Origin of the sequence: Campylobacter majalis (assembly GCF_905120465.1) — a bacterium.
GTDB classification, from domain to species: domain Bacteria; phylum Campylobacterota; class Campylobacteria; order Campylobacterales; family Campylobacteraceae; genus Campylobacter_A; species Campylobacter_A majalis.
The window spans coordinates 174,246-195,278 of the sequence record NZ_CAJHOF010000001.1 but is presented as its reverse complement, the minus strand read 5'-3'; the positions used below and the strand labels follow the sequence as shown (position 1 = coordinate 195,278).

At 33.8% G+C, this 21,033-nt stretch carries 24 protein-coding genes and 1 tRNA gene; 22 read left to right on the top strand and 3 right to left on the bottom strand.

What is annotated here, in order from left to right; all coding sequences use genetic code 11:
* Position 1 precedes the first annotated feature (1 nt).
* The 3 genes from LQU93_RS00985 (at position 2) to ychF (ending at position 3,278) form a co-directional block, all read left to right on the top strand.
* Positions 2 to 619, top strand: a complete 618-nt coding sequence (locus LQU93_RS00985) for a DedA family protein (protein ID WP_229932020.1) — start codon at positions 2 to 4, stop codon at positions 617 to 619.
* On the top strand, positions 609 to 2,063 hold the full coding sequence (locus tag LQU93_RS00980; RefSeq protein ID WP_229932019.1) for a leucyl aminopeptidase: 1,455 nt from the start codon (positions 609 to 611) through the stop codon (positions 2,061 to 2,063). The genes LQU93_RS00985 and LQU93_RS00980 overlap by 11 nt, the downstream gene beginning before the upstream one ends.
* A gap of 111 nt (positions 2,064 to 2,174) precedes the next feature.
* Positions 2,175 to 3,278, top strand: a complete 1,104-nt coding sequence (ychF, locus tag LQU93_RS00975) for a redox-regulated ATPase YchF (protein ID WP_229932018.1) — start codon at positions 2,175 to 2,177, stop codon at positions 3,276 to 3,278.
* Between the two features lie 118 nt (positions 3,279 to 3,396).
* Here the strand turns inward: ychF and LQU93_RS00970 are convergent, their stop codons facing one another.
* Together LQU93_RS00970 and mscL are read right to left on the bottom strand one after the other, a co-directional pair.
* Complete coding sequence (locus tag LQU93_RS00970; RefSeq protein WP_229932017.1) at positions 3,397 to 4,035, bottom strand: Crp/Fnr family transcriptional regulator; 639 nt, start codon at positions 4,033 to 4,035, stop codon at positions 3,397 to 3,399.
* Positions 4,036 to 4,115: 80 nt separating this feature from the next.
* Positions 4,116 to 4,517, bottom strand: a complete 402-nt coding sequence (gene mscL / locus LQU93_RS00965; protein ID WP_229932016.1) for a large-conductance mechanosensitive channel protein MscL — start codon at positions 4,515 to 4,517, stop codon at positions 4,116 to 4,118.
* 132 nt (positions 4,518 to 4,649) lie between these two features.
* Here mscL and gltX point away from each other — a divergent pair, with 132 nt between their 5' ends.
* Genes gltX through LQU93_RS00950 form a run of 3 tightly spaced genes read left to right on the top strand, consistent with a single transcriptional unit; the run spans position 4,650 to position 7,850 of the window.
* A complete protein-coding gene (gene gltX / locus LQU93_RS00960) occupies positions 4,650 to 5,945 on the top strand; it encodes a glutamate--tRNA ligase (RefSeq protein ID WP_229932015.1) in 1,296 nt (431 codons plus the stop codon).
* Entirely contained in the window at positions 5,942 to 6,238 is a 297-nt protein-coding gene (locus LQU93_RS00955; protein ID WP_229932014.1) for a YggT family protein, read from the top strand. The genes gltX and LQU93_RS00955 overlap by 4 nt, the downstream gene beginning before the upstream one ends.
* Positions 6,216 to 7,850 (top strand): lytic transglycosylase domain-containing protein, encoded by a 1,635-nt coding sequence (locus LQU93_RS00950; RefSeq protein ID WP_229932013.1) that lies wholly within the window; start codon positions 6,216 to 6,218, stop codon positions 7,848 to 7,850. Before LQU93_RS00955 ends, LQU93_RS00950 begins: the two co-directional genes overlap by 23 nt.
* A 40-nt stretch (positions 7,851 to 7,890) precedes the next feature.
* Here LQU93_RS00950 and LQU93_RS00945 read toward each other — a convergent pair whose 3' ends face one another.
* The gene (locus LQU93_RS00945; RefSeq protein ID WP_229932012.1) at positions 7,891 to 8,373 is read right to left on the bottom strand and encodes a hypothetical protein; all 483 of its coding nucleotides are present in this window, start codon (positions 8,371 to 8,373) and stop codon (positions 7,891 to 7,893) included.
* A gap of 97 nt (positions 8,374 to 8,470) precedes the next feature.
* Between LQU93_RS00945 and mobB the strand changes: the two genes are divergently transcribed.
* The 16 genes from mobB to LQU93_RS00865 all read left to right on the top strand — a co-directional run bounded on the left by mobB (position 8,471) and on the right by LQU93_RS00865 (position 21,021).
* Positions 8,471 to 8,950, top strand: coding sequence for a molybdopterin-guanine dinucleotide biosynthesis protein B (gene mobB / locus LQU93_RS00940; protein WP_229932011.1), 480 nt, complete (start codon positions 8,471 to 8,473; stop codon positions 8,948 to 8,950).
* A 99-nt stretch (positions 8,951 to 9,049) separates the two neighbouring features.
* Complete coding sequence (locus LQU93_RS00935; protein ID WP_229932010.1) at positions 9,050 to 9,901, top strand: class 1 fructose-bisphosphatase; 852 nt, start codon at positions 9,050 to 9,052, stop codon at positions 9,899 to 9,901.
* Positions 9,894 to 10,094, top strand: a complete 201-nt coding sequence (locus LQU93_RS00930; protein WP_229932009.1) for a hypothetical protein — start codon at positions 9,894 to 9,896, stop codon at positions 10,092 to 10,094. Before LQU93_RS00935 ends, LQU93_RS00930 begins: the two co-directional genes overlap by 8 nt.
* Positions 10,095 to 10,113: 19 nt before the next feature.
* Positions 10,114 to 12,012 carry a methionine--tRNA ligase gene (gene metG, locus LQU93_RS00925; RefSeq protein ID WP_229932008.1) on the top strand — a complete coding sequence of 633 codons (1,899 nt, stop codon included), beginning with the start codon at positions 10,114 to 10,116 and terminating at the stop codon, positions 12,010 to 12,012.
* On the top strand, positions 12,013 to 12,990 hold the full coding sequence (locus tag LQU93_RS00920) for a ferrochelatase (protein ID WP_229932007.1): 978 nt from the start codon (positions 12,013 to 12,015) through the stop codon (positions 12,988 to 12,990).
* A 192-nt stretch (positions 12,991 to 13,182) separates the two neighbouring features.
* On the top strand, positions 13,183 to 14,109 hold the full coding sequence (locus tag LQU93_RS00915) for a ribose-phosphate pyrophosphokinase (RefSeq protein WP_229932006.1): 927 nt from the start codon (positions 13,183 to 13,185) through the stop codon (positions 14,107 to 14,109).
* Between the two features lie 211 nt (positions 14,110 to 14,320).
* Entirely contained in the window at positions 14,321 to 15,013 is a 693-nt protein-coding gene (gene aqpZ / locus LQU93_RS00910) for an aquaporin Z (RefSeq protein ID WP_229932005.1), read from the top strand.
* Positions 15,014 to 15,058: 45 nt separating this feature from the next.
* The gene (locus LQU93_RS00905; RefSeq protein ID WP_229932004.1) at positions 15,059 to 15,934 is read left to right on the top strand and encodes an ABC transporter six-transmembrane domain-containing protein; all 876 of its coding nucleotides are present in this window, start codon (positions 15,059 to 15,061) and stop codon (positions 15,932 to 15,934) included.
* 87 nt (positions 15,935 to 16,021) lie between these two features.
* Positions 16,022 to 17,773 (top strand): aspartate--tRNA ligase, encoded by a 1,752-nt coding sequence (gene aspS, locus LQU93_RS00900; protein WP_229932003.1) that lies wholly within the window; start codon positions 16,022 to 16,024, stop codon positions 17,771 to 17,773.
* A 238-nt stretch (positions 17,774 to 18,011) separates the two neighbouring features.
* Positions 18,012 to 18,581 (top strand): adenylate kinase, encoded by a 570-nt coding sequence (locus tag LQU93_RS00895; protein WP_229932002.1) that lies wholly within the window; start codon positions 18,012 to 18,014, stop codon positions 18,579 to 18,581.
* 48 nt (positions 18,582 to 18,629) lie between these two features.
* Positions 18,630 to 18,980, top strand: a complete 351-nt coding sequence (locus LQU93_RS00890; RefSeq protein ID WP_229932001.1) for a YgiW/YdeI family stress tolerance OB fold protein — start codon at positions 18,630 to 18,632, stop codon at positions 18,978 to 18,980.
* Positions 18,981 to 19,000: 20 nt separating this feature from the next.
* Positions 19,001 to 19,519 (top strand): inorganic diphosphatase, encoded by a 519-nt coding sequence (gene ppa, locus LQU93_RS00885; RefSeq protein WP_229932000.1) that lies wholly within the window; start codon positions 19,001 to 19,003, stop codon positions 19,517 to 19,519.
* A gap of 41 nt (positions 19,520 to 19,560) precedes the next feature.
* Positions 19,561 to 19,737 carry a hypothetical protein gene (locus LQU93_RS00880; RefSeq protein WP_229931999.1) on the top strand — a complete coding sequence of 59 codons (177 nt, stop codon included), beginning with the start codon at positions 19,561 to 19,563 and terminating at the stop codon, positions 19,735 to 19,737.
* Positions 19,738 to 19,791: 54 nt separating this feature from the next.
* A tRNA-Ile gene (locus LQU93_RS00875) sits at positions 19,792 to 19,868 on the top strand.
* A 206-nt stretch (positions 19,869 to 20,074) separates the two neighbouring features.
* Positions 20,075 to 20,512 (top strand): hypothetical protein, encoded by a 438-nt coding sequence (locus tag LQU93_RS00870; protein ID WP_229931998.1) that lies wholly within the window; start codon positions 20,075 to 20,077, stop codon positions 20,510 to 20,512.
* 26 nt (positions 20,513 to 20,538) lie between these two features.
* The gene (locus LQU93_RS00865) at positions 20,539 to 21,021 is read left to right on the top strand and encodes a 4'-phosphopantetheinyl transferase family protein (RefSeq protein ID WP_229931997.1); all 483 of its coding nucleotides are present in this window, start codon (positions 20,539 to 20,541) and stop codon (positions 21,019 to 21,021) included.
* Positions 21,022 to 21,033 lie beyond the last annotated feature (12 nt).

Sequence of the window (21,033 nt, the reverse complement as noted above, 5' to 3'; positions counted from 1 at the left end):
TATGGAAGAGCTTTTAATAGAACTTATAAAGACTTACGGATATATAATACTGTTTTTATGGTGTATGCTTGAGGGTGAGATGGCACTTATAATGGGTGGGATTTTATCTCATACTGGTAATATGAATGTTGGTTTAGCTGTATTTATTGCTGGACTTGGTGGCTTTGCTGGGGATCAGCTTTATTTTTATATAGGGCGATACAATAAAAAATACATTAATAAAAAACTTCGCTCACAAAGACGAAAATTCGCAATAGCACATCTTCTTATGAAAAAATATGGTTCGCCAATTATCTTTATACAACGTTACTTATATGGGCTTAGGACAATTTTGCCAATGAGTATTGGACTAACAAGATATAGTGCTAAAAAATTTGCAATTATAAATTTATTTAGTGCATGGGCATGGGCTGCTATTACGATAATACCAGCTTATTTTTTAGGAGAGCATATACTTGATATTTTAGGCATGGCAAAAGAGCATTGGTATTACGCATTACCAGTTGTTGGAATGTTTTTGGCAATTGTTGTGTATGCGTTTAAAAAATTTGAAAACAATATATTAAATAATAGAAAAATAATAAGAGAAAAACATTTAAAGGAAACAAATGGTATTTGAAATACTAGCTAAGCCTATTGATAAGATTAAGGCTGATTTGACAGTGGTTTTTGTTGTAGATAAAAACTTAAAACATAAATTTATAAAAGATGCAAAGATATTTAAATTTTTAGGTTTTGACGGTGTTGGTAGTTGCTTGGTTCAAGAGAGTAAAACGCTATACATCGGCTTAAAAACACTTGAGTATGAACAGCTTCGTTTGGCAGGTGCAAAGGCTTATGAGATTATAAAAAACTTAGATGTAAAAAACGTAAAACTTAACTCATATTTGGCTGGTTGCGATAAAATGAGCTTTCAATCTATTGTTGAGGGCTTTGCACTTGGTTCGTATGAATTTAATAGATATAAAGAGAAAAAAGAGAGTTGTAAGTTAAAAAATGTGACTTTTAGCACCGATGAGTTTGATGGCAAAGAGATTGATTTACAAAAAGCACAAATTGGGCTAAACAACGCTCAAATCATCGCAAATGCGACAAATTTCACAAAAGATATAGTAAATGAAATCCCTGAAATTTACACTCCGCTTAAGATGGCTCAGGATGCCCAAAACCTTGCAAAAGAGTTAAAAAATGTAACTTGCAAAGTTTATGATGAGAAATTTTTACAAAAAGAGAAAATGAACGCCTTTTTGGCGGTAAATCGTGCTTCATGCCATCCGCCAAGGTTAATTCATCTAATTTACAAACCAAAAAACGCTAAAAAACGCATAATCTTTGTTGGTAAAGGACTTACATATGACAGCGGTGGGCTTAGCTTAAAACCGGCTGATTATATGTGCACCATGAAGGCTGATAAAAGCGGTGCAGCAGCAGCACTTGGCATCATAAAAGGCGTGAGCGAGATGGAATTGCCGTTTGAGATTCATGCGATTTTGGGTGCTACTGAAAATATGATAGGTGGCAACGCATACAAACCTGATGATGTGCTGATTTCACGAAGTGGTGTAAGCATCGAGATAAAAAACACAGACGCTGAGGGGCGCTTGGTGCTAGCTGATTGCCTTAGCTATGCGCAAGATTTTAAGCCTGATTTGCTAATTGACATGGCTACACTTACTGGTGCTTGTGTGGTTGGCGTTGGCGAATATACCTCAGGGCTAATGGGCGTAAATGACGAGCTAAAAGAGGAATTTCATAAATGCGTAAAGATAAGTGGCGAGCTAACAACTCCGCTTTATTTTAACGAGCATCTAAAAGAGCTTATCAAAAGCCCTATCGCAGACGTTAGCAATGCGGCGTCTAGTCGATACGGTGGTGCGATAACGGCTGGATTGTTTTTAGAAAAATTTATCAAAGATGAGTATAAAGATAAGTGGATGCACCAAGATATCGCAGGACCTGCCTTTGTGCAAAAAGCGTGGGGGTATAATCAAGCAGGGGCTAGTGGTGCTGGAGTTAGGATGAACTTATACTACCTAAACGCTCTTGCAAAAGAGATGAAGTAAATTTAAAAACGCGACGTAAAAAGTTGCGATTGTGAGATAAATAGCTAAATTTTGCTATTAATATATGCAAAATAGGGCTTATAAAGTGAGATAACAAGGAGAAAATAGATAATGGGTCTTTCAGTTGGTATCGTAGGACTTCCAAATGTCGGTAAATCAACGACTTTTAACGCCTTAACCAAGGCTCAAAACGCAGAAAGTGCAAACTATCCGTTTTGCACGATCGAGCCAAATAAGGCAATAGTGCCAGTGCCTGATAAGCGTTTAAATGAACTAGCCAAAATCGTAAATCCAAACAAAATCCAATACTCAACAATCGAGTTTGTCGATATCGCAGGGCTTGTAAAGGGTGCAAGTAAGGGCGAGGGACTTGGCAATAAATTTCTATCAAATATCCGCGAAACTGAGGTCATACTTCACATAGTGCGTTGTTTTGATGATGAAAACATCACTCACGTTGAAGGTAGCGTAGATCCTGTGCGTGATATAGAGATTATTCAAACTGAGCTGATTTTAGCAGACATCGAGCAGCTTAATAAAAAAACTGAGCGTTTAGCACGTGAAGTAAAGGCAAATGTTAAAGGCTCAAAAGAGACACTCGAGCTTGTAAATTCTCTCATCTCTCACCTAAATGATGGCAAGAGTGCGAGTAGCTTTGAAGGGCGTGATAGTGAGAGCTTTATCACGCTAAATAAAGAGCTTCGTCTGCTTTCAGCAAAAGAGGTGATATATGGTGCAAACGTCGATGAAGACGGACTTAGCGAGGATAATGAGTATGTTAAAATTTTACGAGATTATGCGGCAAAATCTAATCACGAGGTTATAAAGCTATGTGCAAAGATAGAAGAGGAGCTTGTGGGACTTGATGATGAGGAAGCACACGAGCTTTTAAACTCGCTTGGAGCTGATGAGAGCGGACTTGAAAAGATTATTCGCACGAGCTTTGCAAAGTTAAATTTAATCAGCTACTTTACCGCTGGAGTGGTTGAAGTAAGAGCTTGGACTATCACAAATGGCTGGAAGGCCCCAAAGGCTGCTAGTGTGATACACAATGACTTTGAGCGTGGATTTATTAGAGCCGAGGTTATCGCGTATGATGATTATATCGCTTGTGGCGGTGAAAATGGCTCAAAAGAGGCTGGTAAAATGCGACTTGAGGGCAAAGACTACATCGTAAAAGATGGCGATGTGATGCATTTTAGATTTAACGTCTAGAATATAGTTTTTAAAGGCATTAAATTTTATAAATTAATGCCTTTAGCTTATGCTACATAAAATTTACTAGATCACACAGAGTTGATTTTGTTTAAATATAGTAAAAATTTATGATAAATTATCCATCCATTATGTTAATCAAGCTTTGTTTATTTTTTGTTGATATTATGTTTCCTTCTGTTAGTTTTATTACCCCTTGAGTTTTAAATTTGTTTAAAATTCTTGAAAATGTTTCTGGTGTGATATTTAGTATAGACGCTATTTTGGCGTGTTTTAGCTCATTAAATAAATCTTCGTGATTTAGTATAAATTTTGCCACTCTAGCCTCTGAGTTAAGAACTAATTCTTGATGAAGCACGTCGCTTGTTATTTTTAGTTTTTGAGATAGTGACTTTATGATTGCTATTGCCATTTTTGGTTTGGTTAAAAACTCGTTATAAAATTTCACATAATCTATCTTAAGCACTTCGCTAGATGTTGTAAATACGGCATTTGCTGGATACGCTATGTTTTCAAAATTTGCTAATTCTGCTACGAAATTCATTGGACTTAATTGATGCAAAAAAATCTCTTTGCCTTTTGCGTTATTTTTGTATAGTCTAACTGAGCCAGTGAGTAAAAATATCAACCACTTTGGCTCATCACCCTCCATAAATAAAAACTCGCCTTTTTTATATTTTTTGATTGTGCTGATATCTTTTAATCTAGAAATTTCATCATCGTTTAAGAAGTTAAACATAGGTATTTTTTCTATCATGATCTTGCCTTTAATTTTTAGGTAAATGATAGCAAAATAAATATAAAAGAATTGTTACCGCCCCATTTTAGGCGGTAAATTTAGTTTTTCTTTAGTAGGTCTCTTATCTCTGTTAATAGCAAGATGTCAGCTGGTGTTGGAGCTGGTTCTTCTTCTTTTACTGGTTCTTCTTTTTTAAGTTTATTTATGGCTTTGATGGCACAAAATATACAAAATGCTATTATTGTAAAATCAACCATTGTCTGAATAAAATTGCCGTAATTTATTGTCACAGCTTCGACACCTTCAGCGGCATCTTTTAGTGTAAATTTATAATCCGTAAAATTAACGCCACCAGTTAGCACACCAACTATTGGCATTATTACATCGCTTACTAATGATGACACTATTTTGCCAAAAGCTCCGCCAATCACAACACCTACTGCCATATCAATGACATTGCCTCTAACAGCAAATTCTTTAAATTCTTTGATGAAACCCATCTACTCTCCTTATTAAAATTTTGGCGATTTTACTTAAATAAAACTTTGTAAATGATAAAAATTAAAATTTAGCAAAAGCGTATTATGGTATAATCTACGTTTTAAATTAAAATAAATATTAAGGATATAATAATGTATCGTTTTGCACCATCGCCAACAGGTGATATGCATATTGGAAATTTACGTGCTGCTATTTTTAATTATATTTGTGCGATTAAAAATGGCAAAGATTTTATTTTGCGTATCGAAGATACCGATACTGAGCGAAATATCAAGGGAAAAGAGAAAGAGATAATTGAAATTTTAGCTAAATTTGATATACATCCAAAACATATATACATACAGAGTGAAAATTTAAAATTTCATCGCCAATTAGCTTCAAAGCTCATGATAGATAAAAAGGCGTTTGCATGTTTTTGCACTGAGGCTGAGCTTGAAGCAAAAAAACAAAAGGCTAAAGATGAGAGTCGTGCGTATAGATATGATGGCACTTGTGAAAGATTAAGCGACGAAGAGGTGCTAAATAACGAAAAACCATTTGTTATACGCATGAAAAAACCAACAAAAACTATGAGTTTTACAGATGCGATTAAGGGTGAGTTAAGCTTTGAGCCAGACGCTGTGGATAGCTTTGTGATAATGCGTGCTGATAAGACGCCTACTTACAACTTTGCATGTGCGGTTGATGATATGCTAAGTGGTGTTAGCTATGTAATTAGGGGCGAAGATCATGTAAGCAACACTCCAAAGCAAGAGCTTATACGAGAAGCTTTGGGCTATACGGATAAGATTGGTTATGCACATTTGCCTATTATATTAAATGAAAATGGCAAAAAAATGAGCAAACGAGATGATGCAAGTAGCGTTAAGTGGATGCTTGAGCATGGTTTTATGCCAGAGGCGATAGCAAATTATTTGATTTTGCTTGGCAACAAAACTCCATGCGAAATTTTTACCATCAAAGAGGCTACAAAGTGGTTTGATATAGCTAAAATTTCACGCTCACCAGCTAAATTTGATATCGCAAAACTAGAACATGTAAATCGTGAGCATATAAAACTTGCTTCAAATGAGCGTTTATCAGAGCTAACAGGGCTTAGCGAAAATAGAGCTTGTTTGGTGAAATTTTATACTCAAGAAAGCTCACTTTTGCCTGAGATTGCAGATAAAATAAATAAATTATATTCGCCAAAATCAACTCCAGATGAGTTTGCAGATGAGTTTGAGATACTTAAAAATTGTGTAAAAAATATAAAAGATTGCCAAACTTATGATGAGTTTAAAAAAGAGCTTATGAGTGCTTCTGGTTTAAAAGGCAAGAACTTTTTTATGCCGCTTAGATATCTTTTGACAGGCGAGTTTCACGGACCAGAGCTTAGTGAGTTATATGTGCTGATAAAAAACGACATTAAGGAGATAGCAAGATGATACTTTCGACATTTTTATTTGCCGTTGCAAATATTTTACACAGCGTTATACAAATATATACATGGATTATAATCATCTCAGCCCTTTTTAGTTGGGTTAGACCAGATCCGTATAATCCAATAGTTCAGCTACTTTATCGCTTAACCGAACCAGCCTATGCTTTGGTGCGTAAAATTTTACCAAAAACTGTATTTGGAGGGTTGGATCTAACGCCTGTCATATTGCTTTTATCGCTTCATTTTATAGACTTATTTTTTGTAAGGTTGCTTCTTGATTTTGCTTCGTCTTTGTAGTTTAATTACTCTTTGTTTTGCTTGGCTAAATGGTGGCGTTTTAAGCTACGATGAATTAAAGACTAAGCCAAAAAGCTTGGCAAAGGATTATTATATAAATCGCTTAATAAACGAGGCAAATCCAAGCAAAGAGCAGGTATATGAGCTATCAAAACAGCTATATAGGGATGCTGGAAGTGTTAAAAAATCTATACAAAAAATTATCCCGCCAAAACGTGTTGTAGGAAATTGTGCTAAAGTTAATTCAAAAAATATAATTGACGCAAATGCTACTTGCCAAAACGCACTAACCACAGTGGCTTATAGTCTAAAGCTAGATAAAACTACACGCGAGATATTAAGTTTAAATTTAGTAAACTCTCATCCTAAAAAATCTAAAATTTTAAGTGCTTTAAATACAAAAAATCCAGCTTTTACTTTATATGAGTTTGGTTTTGCGGCTGAGTTTTTGGGCTATTATAATGCGATTAGCGATGAGTTAAAAACAGATAAATTTAGCTTTAAATTAAGTCAAAATTTTATGGATGAGCTTTATAAAACAAAGGGTTTTACACAGTTTTTGATAAATTTGGTAATGAAACGAGAACAAGACGTTTTAAGAAGCAATTTTTTGTTAATAACTCCTGAGATAACAAGTAAAAACGATGCATTTTATCTAGGCATAAATGCCGTAACTCTTGGCGATGAGAGTATGGCTAAGCTGTATTTTAAAGCCGCACTCAATACATATGAGTTTGCCTCGCAAAAGGATAATGCAAAATTTTGGCTATATTTATTAGGCGATGATAGCATTTTGCATGAACTAGCAAATAGCACTGATATAAACATCTACTCACTTTATGCCAAAGAAATTACTGGTGCCGAGCCATTTGATGTGTATGTGCCAAGACCAAAAAAACAAAATAACAATGAGCCGGATATAACTAATCCATTTACGTGGGTTAGTGTGGCAAATAGCGCTGAGAAATTAGACAAGGAGCAACTAGAGGCAAAGGCAAGGGAATTTTACACTATAGATAGTGTGGCTGCGTATGTGTATTTTATGCAAAAAGCAAATGGATATAAAAAGCATTACTATATTATTCCTGAAAATGATGCTTTAAATTTTACAAATGACATTAGAAAAGCATTGATTTTTGCCATAGCTCGTCAAGAAAGCCTATTTTTACCAGCCGTTGTTTCGACATCATATGCACTTGGGACTATGCAGTTTATGCCATTTTTGGCAAATGCGATTGGCAAAAAAGAGCTAAAAATACCAGATTTTGATGAAGATCATATGTTTAGGCCAGATGTTGCTTATACTTTTGCAAATCATCACTTAAATTACTTAGAAAAATACCTTTATCATCCGTTATTTATCGCTTATGCTTATAATGGCGGTATTGGTTTTACAAAGCGTTTAATAACCAAAGATGATATGTTTAAAGCTGGTAAATACGAGCCATTTTTGTCAATGGAGCTAGTGCCGTATGCTGAGAGTAGGCTATATGGCAAGAAAGTTCTTGCAAACTACGTTGTTTATCGCGCACTTTTTAAAAATGAGATTAAAATATCAGAGCTTTTTGACGCTCTTTTAAATCCGCAATTAACAGATAATTTTAGAAAATAACCAAAGCTTTTTACTTTAAAATGCTTTGGTTGGGCTTATTTTATGGATTCCAATAAAGCGATTTTGATATTTTTTGAATACTTATTTGTGCATTATGTGTGCTACACGTTTCGCAAATTTTAACAGCTATGTCTAAATTTAACACTTTTTCATCTTTGATTGATGCAGCTGAAATTTTATAGTGTTTTGCCCATGGTAATGTAAATCCTAATTCTTGTAAAATTCTATCGTTTTCATTGATGATGCTTAGTGTAGAATTTAAATCTTTATTTAAATTTATGCTTGAAATTTCGGCACTTTCTGGACTAATAGATATGATGAAATTTTCATTTTCGGTATTTTTTTCTTTTGATATTGGATTTATGTAAGTAGCTATTATTAGCACTCTTTCATTATTATTTATGATGATTTCTGCCTTTTTTGTATAGGCTAGTATTTCATTCTTAATTGGTTCATGATTGTATGTTTTTGTAGCACATCCGCCAAATAAGCCAAGCATTACTACTAGCATAAATTTTCTCATTTTCTTCCTTTAAATTTAGATGTGATTTTATCAAATTTCACCTTATGTTTAAGACATTTTTGGATATAATCTAGGCTATTTTTTTAAAAAGGTTTTTATGAGAAGGCTTGCTGTTGCATTTTCTGGTCCATCAAATAGTGGTAAAACAACACTTATATTAAAAGTGGCACAGAAATTTATAAATGATGGTTTTAAGGTCGTAGTTATTAAACACGATCCGGCAAATAAGGCTAAATTTGACGTTGAGGGCAAGGATAGTTTTAAATTTAGCGAAGCTGGAGCTGATGTAGTTGTGTTAAGCCCTACCAAAACGACATATTTTTCTAAATCTCAATCGAGTTTAGATGAGGTTATTAGGATGCTTGGAGATTTTGATTTTCTTTTGGTTGAAGGATTAAAAACGCTTGATTTGCCACGCATTAGCCTGTTTAGAGACAAGATTGATGAGAGTTATTTGCCATTCTCAAATGCTATTGCAACACCTGATGGACAGGCTTATGATGGAATTGTTAGCCTAAAAGTAGATGATGTAAAGAGTGTTTGTGAGTGGATTTTACAAAATGCAAAAGTCGTGTGATTTGCTATAAAATTTTAACCAAATTATATATTTTGTAATTTATGTTTTTATTACGATAGTTTGATAAAATTTGCAGATGTTATAACAAAAGGGTAAGAGATGAATGAAATTTTGGATGCTATAAAAAACGTTTCGATAAAAATTTCTCAAACGATAAAATACGCTGATTTAGGATATAGTCAAAACCAAAATGCCACAGGCGATAATCAGCTTAAGCTTGATGTTTTAAGTGATGAGATAATAACCACTGAGTTTAGTAAAATAGCTAGCATAAAAGCACTTGTGAGCGAAGAAAAAGATGAAGTTTTGATGTTAAACGAAAATGCAAAATTTATAATTGCATACGATCCACTTGATGGCTCAAGCTTAGTTGATGTAAATTTTGCCGTTGGCTCGATATTTGGCATATATGAAAACGAGCTAAAACCTGAGTGTTTAGTTGCAGCAGCATATAGCGTTTATGGTCCTAGGCTTGAACTTGTAATTTGTGAGGAAAACAATCAAGCACCATGTCTATACAGGCTAGATATGGGTGATAAATTTGCCAAAATCAAAGAGCTAAAGATGGCTGAAAAAGGTAAATTAAATGCGAGTGGTGCAACGCAAAAAGGGTGGAGTAAAACTCATGCTAGTTTTATAAAATCGCTTTTTGATGAAGGCTATAGGCTTAGATACTCTGGTGCTATGGTTGCTGACTTGCATCAAATTTTACTTAAAGGTGGTGGATTGTTTAGCTATCCGGCGACTAGTGATTGTGTAAATGGCAAACTTAGAGTGCTTTTTGAAGTGCTTCCATTTGCATTTATCTATGAAAATGCTGGTGGTGCGACAACTGATGGAGTTTCAAACTCGCTTCTTAGCATAAAGGTTGAAAAAACACACCAAACTACACCTTGTTTTTTTGGCTCAAGATATGAAATTGATAGATTAAAAAGTGCATATAATGTCTGAAAATATACAAAAAGATAGCTTTGAGTTAAAGCTTGAAGAAGACAAAAAAACGCTTCAGCAGTGCCAAGAGAGCAAAAATTTAAAGAGTTGCTTTGATTGTGATATGCTTTTTGAGTGTGAAACAAGAAAAAGATATGTCGATAGTGCGTATAACTCTATGTCAAAGGGTGCTGGTGGTGGATTTGAGTTTTAAAATTTAATAAGGAATAATTATGAAAAAATATATAACTACACCGATTTATTATGTCAATGATGTGCCCCATATCGGACACGCATACACGACTATCATAGCTGATACTTTGGCTAGATTTAGACGTTTGCAAGGCTTTGATACGTTTTTTATGACTGGAACTGATGAACATGGGCAAAAGATTGAGCAAGCCGCTAAACAACGCAATAAAACACCACAAGAATATGCTGATGAAATTTCGAGTAAATTTAAAGCTCTTTGGGATGATTTTGATATAAGTTATGACTATTTTATCCGCACAACTGATGAAAATCATAAAAAAACTGTTCAAAATGCTTTTATGAAAATGTATGAAAAAGGCGATATTTACAAGGGTGAATATGAGGGGTTTTATTGTGTTAGTTGTGAGACATTTTTTACTCAAACTCAGCTTTTAGATGATAATTGCTGTCCTGATTGCGGACGAAAAACAAGCGTTGTCAAAGAAGAGAGCTACTTTTTTAAGCTAAGTAAATATGAAGACGAGCTATTAAAATGGTATGAAACAAGCGATACTTCAGTGCTTCCAAAGGGCAAAAAAAATGAAGTTATAAGTTTTGTTAAGGGTGGATTAAAGGATTTATCTATTACTCGCACGAGTTTTGATTGGGGCGTAAAGCTTCCAGATGATTTAAATGATGCAAAGCACGTGATGTATGTTTGGCTTGATGCACTTGTAAATTATTTAACTACTTTAGGATACACGCTTGGCGATGAGAAAATGGCGTATTGGGACGATACTACACATCTTGTTGGCAAGGATATATTAAGATTTCATGCGATTTATTGGCCAGCATTTTTGCTTAGTTTGGATTTGCCATTGCCAAAATGCGTCGCAGCACACGGCTGGTGGACTAAAGATGGCGAAAAAATGAGCAAAAGCAAGGGCAATGTCATAAATCCAAAAGAGGTTGCTGATGTGTATGGGCTTGAAAATTTTAGATACTTTTTGCTTCGCGAAGTTCCATTCGGACAAGATGGTGATTATAGTAAAAAGGCCTTAATAGAGCGTATAAACTCTGAGCTTGGAAATGGGCTTGGAAATTTGCTAAATCGCATTATAGGAATGAGTGGAAAATATAGTGAGTATAAAATAGATAAAAATAATACAGCTAAATTTTATCAAAGCGAATTAGACGAGGCAAAAGAGTATATTAAAAGTGCAATATCTAGCTTGGAAAATATCATGCCAAATCGTTACTTAGAAGAGATTTGGAAAATTGTAGCTTTAGCAAATGGCGTAATAGCAAAGTATGAGCCATGGACGATGATGAAAAATAACAAAGCAGATGAAGCAAATGCTCTTGTTTCGCTTTGTGCAAATTTATTAGCTAAAATAGCCGTTTTGCTAAGTCCAGCCATGCCAAAAACGTGCGATAAGATAGCAAATGCTCTAAGTTTTGAAATATCAAATGAGATGTATGTAAAAATTTTATTAAATGATGAGCTTTTAGACTTTGTTGCAAAACCAACCCAGCCACTATTTCCACGTGTAGAAGATGAGCCTCAAAAGGATCAAGAGATGCCAAAACAAGAGATTAAACAGAGCAAGGATGACATAATCACGATAGATGATTTTGCAAAAATTATTATTAAAGTAGGCGAAGTTTTAGAGTGCGAAAGAGTTGAAGGAAGCGACAAGTTGTTGAAATTTAAAATAGATTTAGGCGAAGACAAACCACGTCAGATCTTATCTGGAATAGCGAAATTTTACAATCCTAGCGATTTGATTGGTAAGCAAGTTTGTGTGTTATCAAATTTAAAAGAGCGAACGATGATGAAAAAATACGTATCTCAAGGCATGATCTTATCGGCAGAGGACGGTTCGCTTACACTACTTGGCACACATGCCAAAGTTAAAAATGGCTCAATTGTAGGCTAAATGCGAGTAGAAAATTTAGCCAGTCTAATAAAAGGGGTTTTTGAAAATCATGTGAGTATCACGCATATTGGTGGGTATAGTTTTGAAGCCAAAAATGTAAAACGAACCCATGCTTATATATGCTTGATGGCTGATGAAAGCGAGATTGAGTTAGCAATAAAAAATGGTGCATATGCAATAATAACTAGCGAAAAAATAATCATAAATGATAGTGAAGTAGCGTATATTAGGGTTGAAAATATCAACACTGCATTAATTAGACTTATGCGGTATTTTGCTTCACAAAAGGCACTGAAATTTTACTGTGTAAATGCAGTTCAGATGCAAATTTTAAGTAAAATACATGCAAAAAATGTAAATTTTATCTCAAAAGATTTAGCAACACTTTTTAAAAGCATAGAAAATGCAGCTTTTGGTGCGATGTTTTTTGGTGCTGATATTAGGATTTTGCAACAGCTTAATCCGCTTTATGAGCATGTATTTGCTGATGTTAAAATTTACAGTTTAAATAGTGGTTCGATATTTTTTACAAATGTCATAATTGATGATATGTATTATCAGGGGCTTGGTGTTGCTGGTGTATTTTTACCTAGTTTTGCAGGACTTGTTAAATTTTTAAACTCAAACAAAATTGAGTATAAAATAGGCGAGATTAAAAATTTAGGGCATTTTGAGCCGATTTTTATAGATAAAAATTTTGCTCCTGTCAGCTTTGGCTCAAGCTTTAGAGCTGTAATTTGCGAAAGTGACGAGGAGCTTTTTAAGATTGAAGCAAATTATTTATACAATAAATTTGGTGATGAGGTTAAAATTTTAGTGCCAAAAATGTCTTGGTTTGAGTGTGAAAATGCAATTAAAATTGATGACTTAAGAGATGTTAAAGAGTATAAAAATTTTAGATACGTGCTTATTTTTTGTAAAAAACAAGAGCTTTTAGAGATATTAAGCGAAGAAAAGCAGACGCTATCTCTTTTTTAATATTAACAAAGATAATAAAATTATCACTTTTATAAGATTGTTAATACGATTTTGTTATCAAAAGTTGTGATTTTTAAGAGATTGTAAAATGCAATATAAAATTAAAAATTAAATTAATTTACTCAAATTTAAATTAAAGACAAAATTTACAATTTTTAGTTAGAATTATTATTTATATTAAAGGGGTTTGTGATGAGAGGTTATAAAGTTTTTTCAGGAACGGCAAATGTTGATTTTGCTAAGAGAGTATCACAGTATTTATCGTTGCCAATTAGTGAGGCTAGTATTAAGTCATTTAGCGATGGCGAGATAAGTGTGCAAGTAGGCGAGAGTGTGCGTGGCAAGGATGTATTTGTCGTGCAGCCAACTTGTGCTCCAGCAAATCATAATTTGATGGAATTGCTTATTTTAACTGATGCTTTAAAGAGAAGTTCAGCTAGCTCTATTACCGCTGTTGTGCCGTATTTTGGTTATGCTAGACAAGACAGAAAAGCTGCTCCACGTGTGCCAATAACGGCGAAATTAGTGGCAAATATGATGCAGACTGCTGGTATTGATCGTGTTGTAACTATGGATTTACATGCGGGACAAATTCAGGGTTTTTTTGATATTCCAGTTGATAACTTATACGGAAGCATTGTATTTACTGATTATGTTAAAGCAAAGCATCTACCAAATCCGATAGTGGCTAGTCCAGATGTTGGCGGTGTGGCTAGAGCTAGAGCGTTAGCAAAAAATCTTGGACTTGATATGGTTATTGTTGATAAGCGTAGAGAAAAAGCAAATGAGAGCGAAGTTATGAATGTTATTGGTGATGTAAATGGCAAAGACGTAATACTTGTAGATGACATGATAGATACAGCAGGAACGATAGTAAAAGCTGCTAAGACATTCAAGGAAAAGGGTGCTACTAGTGTTATGGCATTTTGTACTCATCCAGTGCTTAGTGGTGCGGCATATGAAAATTTACACATGGGTTATTTAGATGAATTAGTAGTTACTGATACTATTCCTCTTAAGCAAGAGCTTGAGTGTATTAAAGTTTTAAGCGTTGCACCACTTTTTGGCGAAACTATTAGGCGAATATATCATAATGAAAGTGTAAATTCTCTATTTTAGTAATATTGCGGCTAAAATTTATCTTAAATTTTAGCCCTTATTTTGCTACTTTTATCGCAATAAATCCACTTATAATTTAAATATCTAAAATTTCATTGCATTAGGCTATAAGTTTGTTTTTAGGTGTTTTTATTTTGTATTGTGAAATTTTAATTTTTTTATTCATTTACTATTTTGTGCTAAAATCCCACATTTTTTATAAGGAGATAATATGAAAAAATATTTAGCAGAGTGCTTTGGAACATTTTGGCTAGTTTTTGGTGGTTGTGGAAGTGCTGTTTTAGCAGCAGCATATCCAGAGCTTGGCATTGGATTTGTTGGTGTTTCATTGGCTTTTGGTCTTACGGTTTTAACTATGGCATATGCTGTGGGACACATTTCGGGTGGGCATTTTAATCCAGCCGTTTCAATTGGTTTGTTTGTTGGCGGTAGATTTTCTGGCAAAGATTTAGTTCCGTATATTATAGCTCAGGTAGTTGGTGCTATACTTGCTGCTGCTGTGCTTTATGTTATTGCTTCTGGAAATGATATCTTTGATGCGACTGCTGGATTTGCTTCAAATGGATACGCCAAGCATTCACCAGGTGGTTACTCTATGCTTTCGGCTTTGGTTATTGAGATTGTGCTAACTGCATTTTTTCTAATTATTATACTTGGCTCAACTGACCAAAGGGCTCCATCTGGATTTGCACCGATTGCTATTGGTTTAGCCTTAACGTTAATTCACCTAATCTCGATTCCGGTAACAAACACATCAGTTAATCCAGCTCGTTCAACTGGTGTAGCATTGTTTCAAGGTAGTTGGGCGATAGAGCAACTTTGGCTGTTTTGGGTAGCACCAATAATAGGTGCAATAATAGGTGCATTGGCATATAAATTTATATCTTGCGAATGTAAAAAATAATGTTTTTTAATCTCATAGGTTTTTACCTATGAGACACACTGTATCATGCATACAAAATCAGCTTTTAATACACTAAAAACCATGGCAAAGCAAAATTACAAAAAGCTTATCATTACTTTTGGACTTGTTTTGCTTGAAAATTTACTAATTCTTGCTTATCCTTTAATAGCTGGATTTGCCATAAATAAAATCATGCAAGGCGATATAAAATCTGCCATGATTTATGCGATCATGGCATTTGTATTTTGGGGAGTAGGGGCATTAAGACGCATGATTGATACTATGGTATTTACTAAAATTTATACATCGCTTGTTACAAAAGTCATAACAAATCAACGAAATACGGATAATTTTGATGCATCTACTACGACAGCCCATGTTGCACTTTCAAGAGAATTTATAAAATTTTTTGAAGAGCATTTGCCGATGTTTTTTACTTCTGTTATTTCTATAATTGGTGCTTGTTTTATGTTGCTTGTGTTGGAATTTTATGTGGGTCTTACTTGCGTTTTGGTGCTAGTGATTGTCTTTGCAAATATTAAAAAATTTAGCAAAATTAATGAAGGGCTTTTTAATAGACTAAATAGTCGCATGGAGCGTGATGTTGATGTTATAACCGCTTCAAGCGAATATCAAATAGCAAGACACTATGCTTTTACGTCATTGCTTAGAATAAGCATATCAAACAAAGAAGCATTTGGCTATTTTATACATGGAATTTTTGCATTTTTTATATTTAGTGTGGCTATTGTTTCGCTGTGTTTAGGCGAGATTGATGCAGGGCATATATACGCTGTTTTTTCATACTCTTATAGCTTTATGATTAGCCTTGATGATACTCCAACTATAGTGCAAAAATATTCTCAGCTAAAGGATATAGACACTAGAGTAGATACAAACGATAACAATTATGTTATTTAAACATTAAATAAACAATTTATTACTAAGAAGTTATTAATACAAAATTAAATAAAATTAGCAATTTTAAACAATAAAAAGGATTTATGTATGAGAAGTCACTATTGCACCGATTTAAGCAAAGACGACATCGGCAAAGAGGTCTTGCTGTGCGGTTGGACAAATACTTATAGGGATCATGGTGGTGTTATATTTATTGACCTTCGCGATCGTAGCGGATTAGTCCAGCTTGTATGCGACCCTGCCGATAGTGTTAAGGCTCATGAAATAGCAAGTAAAGTGCGTGATGAGTATGTTTTAAAAGCAAAAGGCAAGGTTAGAGCTAGGGGTGAAGGATTGATAAATCAGCGTCTAAAAACTGGTGAGATCGAGATAGTTGTAGATGAGTTGATTATTGAAAATGCAAGTGAAGCATTGCCGTTTATGATAGGTGATGAGAGTGTAAATGAAGATATTAGGTTAAAATATCGCTTTTTAGATCTTAGAAATGAGCGAATGCAAAATATCTTTAAGATGCGCTCAGCCGCCGCTATAGCTGCTAGAAACAGCTTAGATAAAATGGGATTTATTGAGTTTGAAACACCTATGCTTACTCGTGCAACACCTGAAGGAGCAAGAGATTATCTAGTGCCTAGTCGTGTTTATCCAGGACAATTTTATGCACTTCCGCAAAGCCCACAGCTATTTAAACAGCTTTTAATGTGTAGTGGTTTTGATAGATATTTTCAGTTAGCCAAGTGCTTTAGAGACGAAGATTTAAGAGCTGATAGGCAGCCAGAATTTACACAAATTGACGTTGAAATGAGTTTTGTAGAGCAAGAAGACATCATAAATATGGCTGAAAGTATGCTAAAGGATATATTTAAAGCGTGTGGATATGATATCTCAACTCCATTTCGCAGAATGAGCTATAAAGAGGCGACGGAAACTTACGGTTCTGATAAGCCTGATTTAAGATATGATCTAAAACTTATAGATGTGATTGATATTTTTGAGCGTTCAAGTAATGAAATTTTTAGCTCTATTGCAAAAGATCCAAAACGCAACCGCATTAAGGCTTTAAAAGTGCCAAATGGAGATAATATTTTTAGCAAACGCGAAATGAATAGATTTGAAGAATTTGTGCGTAAATTTGGTGCTCAAGGACTTGGATATTTTCAGATGAAAGAAGACGGTTTAAAAGGTCCGCTTTGTAAATTTTTCACTCAAGATGATTTAGATGAGATAGTTAAAAGAAGTGAGCTACAAGTCGGTGATGTCGTGTTCTTTGGTGCTGGACGTAAAAAAATCGTGCTTGATTATATGGGAAGATTTAGGGTTTTTCTAGCAGAGCAGATGGGCATCATTGATGCAAATAAGATGGAGTTTTTATGGGTGCTTGATTTTCCAATGTTTGAGCAAAATGATGATGGCTCATACTCAGCGATGCACCATCCTTTCACCATGCCAAAAAATATCGATGCTGAGAATATGGAGGATATACTTTCTATAGCTCATGATGTTGTGTTAAATGGTTTTGAGTTAGGTGGTGGAAGTATTAGGATACACAAAAATGACGTCCAGCAAAAGGTATTTAAGCTACTTGGCATAGATGAAGAGGAGCAAAAAGAGAAATTTGGTTTCTTACTTGACGCACTTAGTTTTGGTGCGCCACCACATGGCGGTATTGCCATTGGGTTTGATAGGCTTATTATGTTGGCAACTAAATCAAGTAGCATTCGTGATGTTATAGCATTTCCTAAAACGCAACGTGCTCAGTGTCCGATGACAAAAGCACCGAGTGAGGCAAATAGTGAGCAGCTTCGTGAATTAGGACTAAGATTAAGAGAAAAAGAAAAGTAATTATTTTATGGCGTAAGTATTTTTGTGTAGTTTGAAATTTAAATAAGTCATAAAATTTTTGATTTAAATTTATGTAATTATAAAAATTCTTTAGTTTTTAAAGATAAAAATCAATGGCGAAGTCCTTTGAGATGAAATTGAATATTTTGTATAATTTTGGTTAATTATTATGTTGTAAGCAAAATTTAAAATTGTTCAAGTGTGTTTTAAAGGTCAAGCTATCTTAAAAGGAAAAACAATGAAAAATTTATTTTTAATCATAGGAGCCCCAGGTTCTGGTAAGACAACTGATGCAGACTTGATAGCAAAGGCTGATGGTAGCTTTGCTCATTTTTCAACTGGCGATTTGTTACGTGAAGAAGTGGCTAGTGGTAGTGATCTTGGAGTGCTAATAGATGGCTATATCTCAAAGGGCAATTTAGTTCCGTTAGAAGTGGTTGTAAATACTATAGTATCAGCTATAAAGGGCTCTAATAAGAAAAATATTGTAATTGATGGCTATCCTAGAAGTGTTGAGCAGATGAGCGAACTTGATAAGGTTTTATCAGCTCAAGATGAGATAGTGTTAAAGGGTGTTATCGAGGTTGATGTAAGCGAAGATGTAGCACGTGAGCGTGTGCTAGGACGTGCTAGAGGCGCTGATGATAACAATGAAGTTTTTAACAATCGTATGAAGGTTTATCTTGATCCAATTGTTGCTATTCGTGAGTTTTACAAAGGCAAAAATTTGCTTCATGTGATAAACGGTGAGCGTGGTATCGAGCCAATAGTAGCTGATATGAAGGCACTTATTAACTCGCTTTTATAATTTTTGTAAATCGTGTTTGTAGATTTATTTGAAATTTAAGGATTTTTGATGTTGAGATGGTGTTTGTCTTTTATGGTTTTTGTTATATTTGTGTTTGCAAATGAAGGTTTTGTAAGTGCTAAAAGTATGGCTGATTTAAAATTAATAAGCGTAAAGGAGGCACTTGACTTAAAAGATGATGCACGTGTTATGTTGCGTGGAAAAATAAAATCACAAATAAAATCCGAACATTATATCTTTATTGATGAAAATAATGACACGATAGAGATTGAAATAGACGATGATAAATGGCATGGTGTAGTGGTTGATGAAAATACACATTTGCAAATCGTTGGCAAGATAGATAAGGACTTTTTTAAAACTTCGGTTGATGTAAAAAGTCTTAAGGTTTTAAGATAAATTTAATAAAAGGAAAAAGAATGGATATTTCAAAAATCAAAGTAGGTTCAAACCCCGATAAAATCAACGCCGTCATCGAGATACCTTACGGCTCAAACATCAAGTATGAGATTGATAAAGATAGTGGTGCGGTAGTGGTTGATCGTGTGATGTATTCAGCGATGTTTTACCCAGCAAATTACGGCTTCGTACCAAATACTCTAGCAGCCGACGGCGATCCGGCGGATGTTTTGGTGCTAAATGAGTACCCGCTTCAAGCTGGCTCAGTCATACCTTGTCGTTTGATAGGCGTTTTGGTGATGGAGGATGAGAGCGGAATGGATGAGAAGCTGCTAGCAGTGCCGGTAAGCAAGATAGATCCAAGATATGATAACATCAAATCGCTTGATGATCTGCCAAAAATCACACTTGATCGCATTAAAAATTTCTTTGAAACTTACAAAATGCTAGAGCCTGGCAAATGGGTAAAAGTAAAAGACTTTGCCGACGCAAAAGAAGCACAAAAGATTTTAGACGAAGCGATAAAAAACTATAAATAAAAATTTTGGGGGCATCTCCCCAAAATTTTACAAGCAAAGGCATGAGAGTTTTATTTGTCATTTTAGCATTTTTAGTAGCATTATTTTCAAATAACACCGAAAAACAAAAGATAGATATGCACGGTGGCAAATCTTATAATTACGGAAGTTTTAGCCAAAAAATGGATGCAAATTTTACAATTTTAAGAGATATTAACAAAACATACAAAATAAAATAAAATTTTAGCTTTTAATAAGCTTAGTTTTTGTATAATCTCAACTTCAATTCAAGTGGGTTCATAGCTCAGTTGGTTAGAGCATCCGGCTCATAACCGGATGGTCCCAGGTTCGAGTCCTGGTGAACCCACCACTCACTTTATAAAATTTATTAACTTTTATATTAACTCAATAGACATTTTATAACACTAAATAAACTCTACCGTCGTATGGATGGAGTTTTGCAACATTTTTTATGCTGCTTGTATTCAAAATACAAATTTAAACAATATTTTATTGCATTTTTATGCCAAATAAGTAAAAATTAAAATTATATTTAAATTTATAAGGGATTTTTTATTGAAAAAAATTGTATTGTTGATTTTATTTATTTATTCTTTGTTTGCTTTTGGATTTGATGATTTTAAGAAATATTTTTTACAAGTAGGCTCAAACCAAACTGCTAAATATCTTTATGAGTATGTGCGTGATAGCAATGTTGTAAATGAGTATTTTGCTAAAGGTTTTTCTTATAATTATTCTTATGATAAGGATATTTTTCGTTTGATTATAAAAATGCCAAAAAATATTAGTATTGAAAACTACAAACAACTTAACTCTTTTATTGATACAACAAAAAGAGATATTAAAAAAATGCTTTGTTTTGATAATGTTTTTAAGGCGTCTTTGCATACAACGGTTAAGTTAGAGTTTGAGATTTATAACACAAGGCATAATAGACGCCAAGAAATGATTATATATAATAAAAATAAGTCAGTAGCTTGTGGATTATTATAAGCAATATCATAAACGTGGGATTTAAAATGAAAAGAATTGATGTTTTTATAGCTGATGAAATTTTTGCCTATAAACTATATAAAAAAGACAAAAGGCGTTTAAGAAAATATAAAAATTTATCAAATCATAGCGGTTTTAAACTCTCTCGTTCGCTAAAGTGGAAATATAAATTAAAAGACAATATTTGCATCGCACACACAAAAAATATAGCAGTTATCGCAAAATCCAAACAAAAAGTTGGTATAGATATAGAAGAGTTAAAATATAGAGATTTTGATGCGATTATGAGCTTTTGTTTTAGTGATGACGAGATACGTTTAGTTAATCAAAGTGATAATAAGATGCTAAAATTTTATGAAATTTTTACTACAAAAGAAGCTTTTATAAAATATAAAAATTTAGATTTTAGTTATCTAAAATCAGTGTATTTTAATGAAATTTTAACTAAAATGAATCTATTTCATATATCAACAGATAGATTTTTAATAACTTTGATTACATCAAAATAGCGATAAGATCTA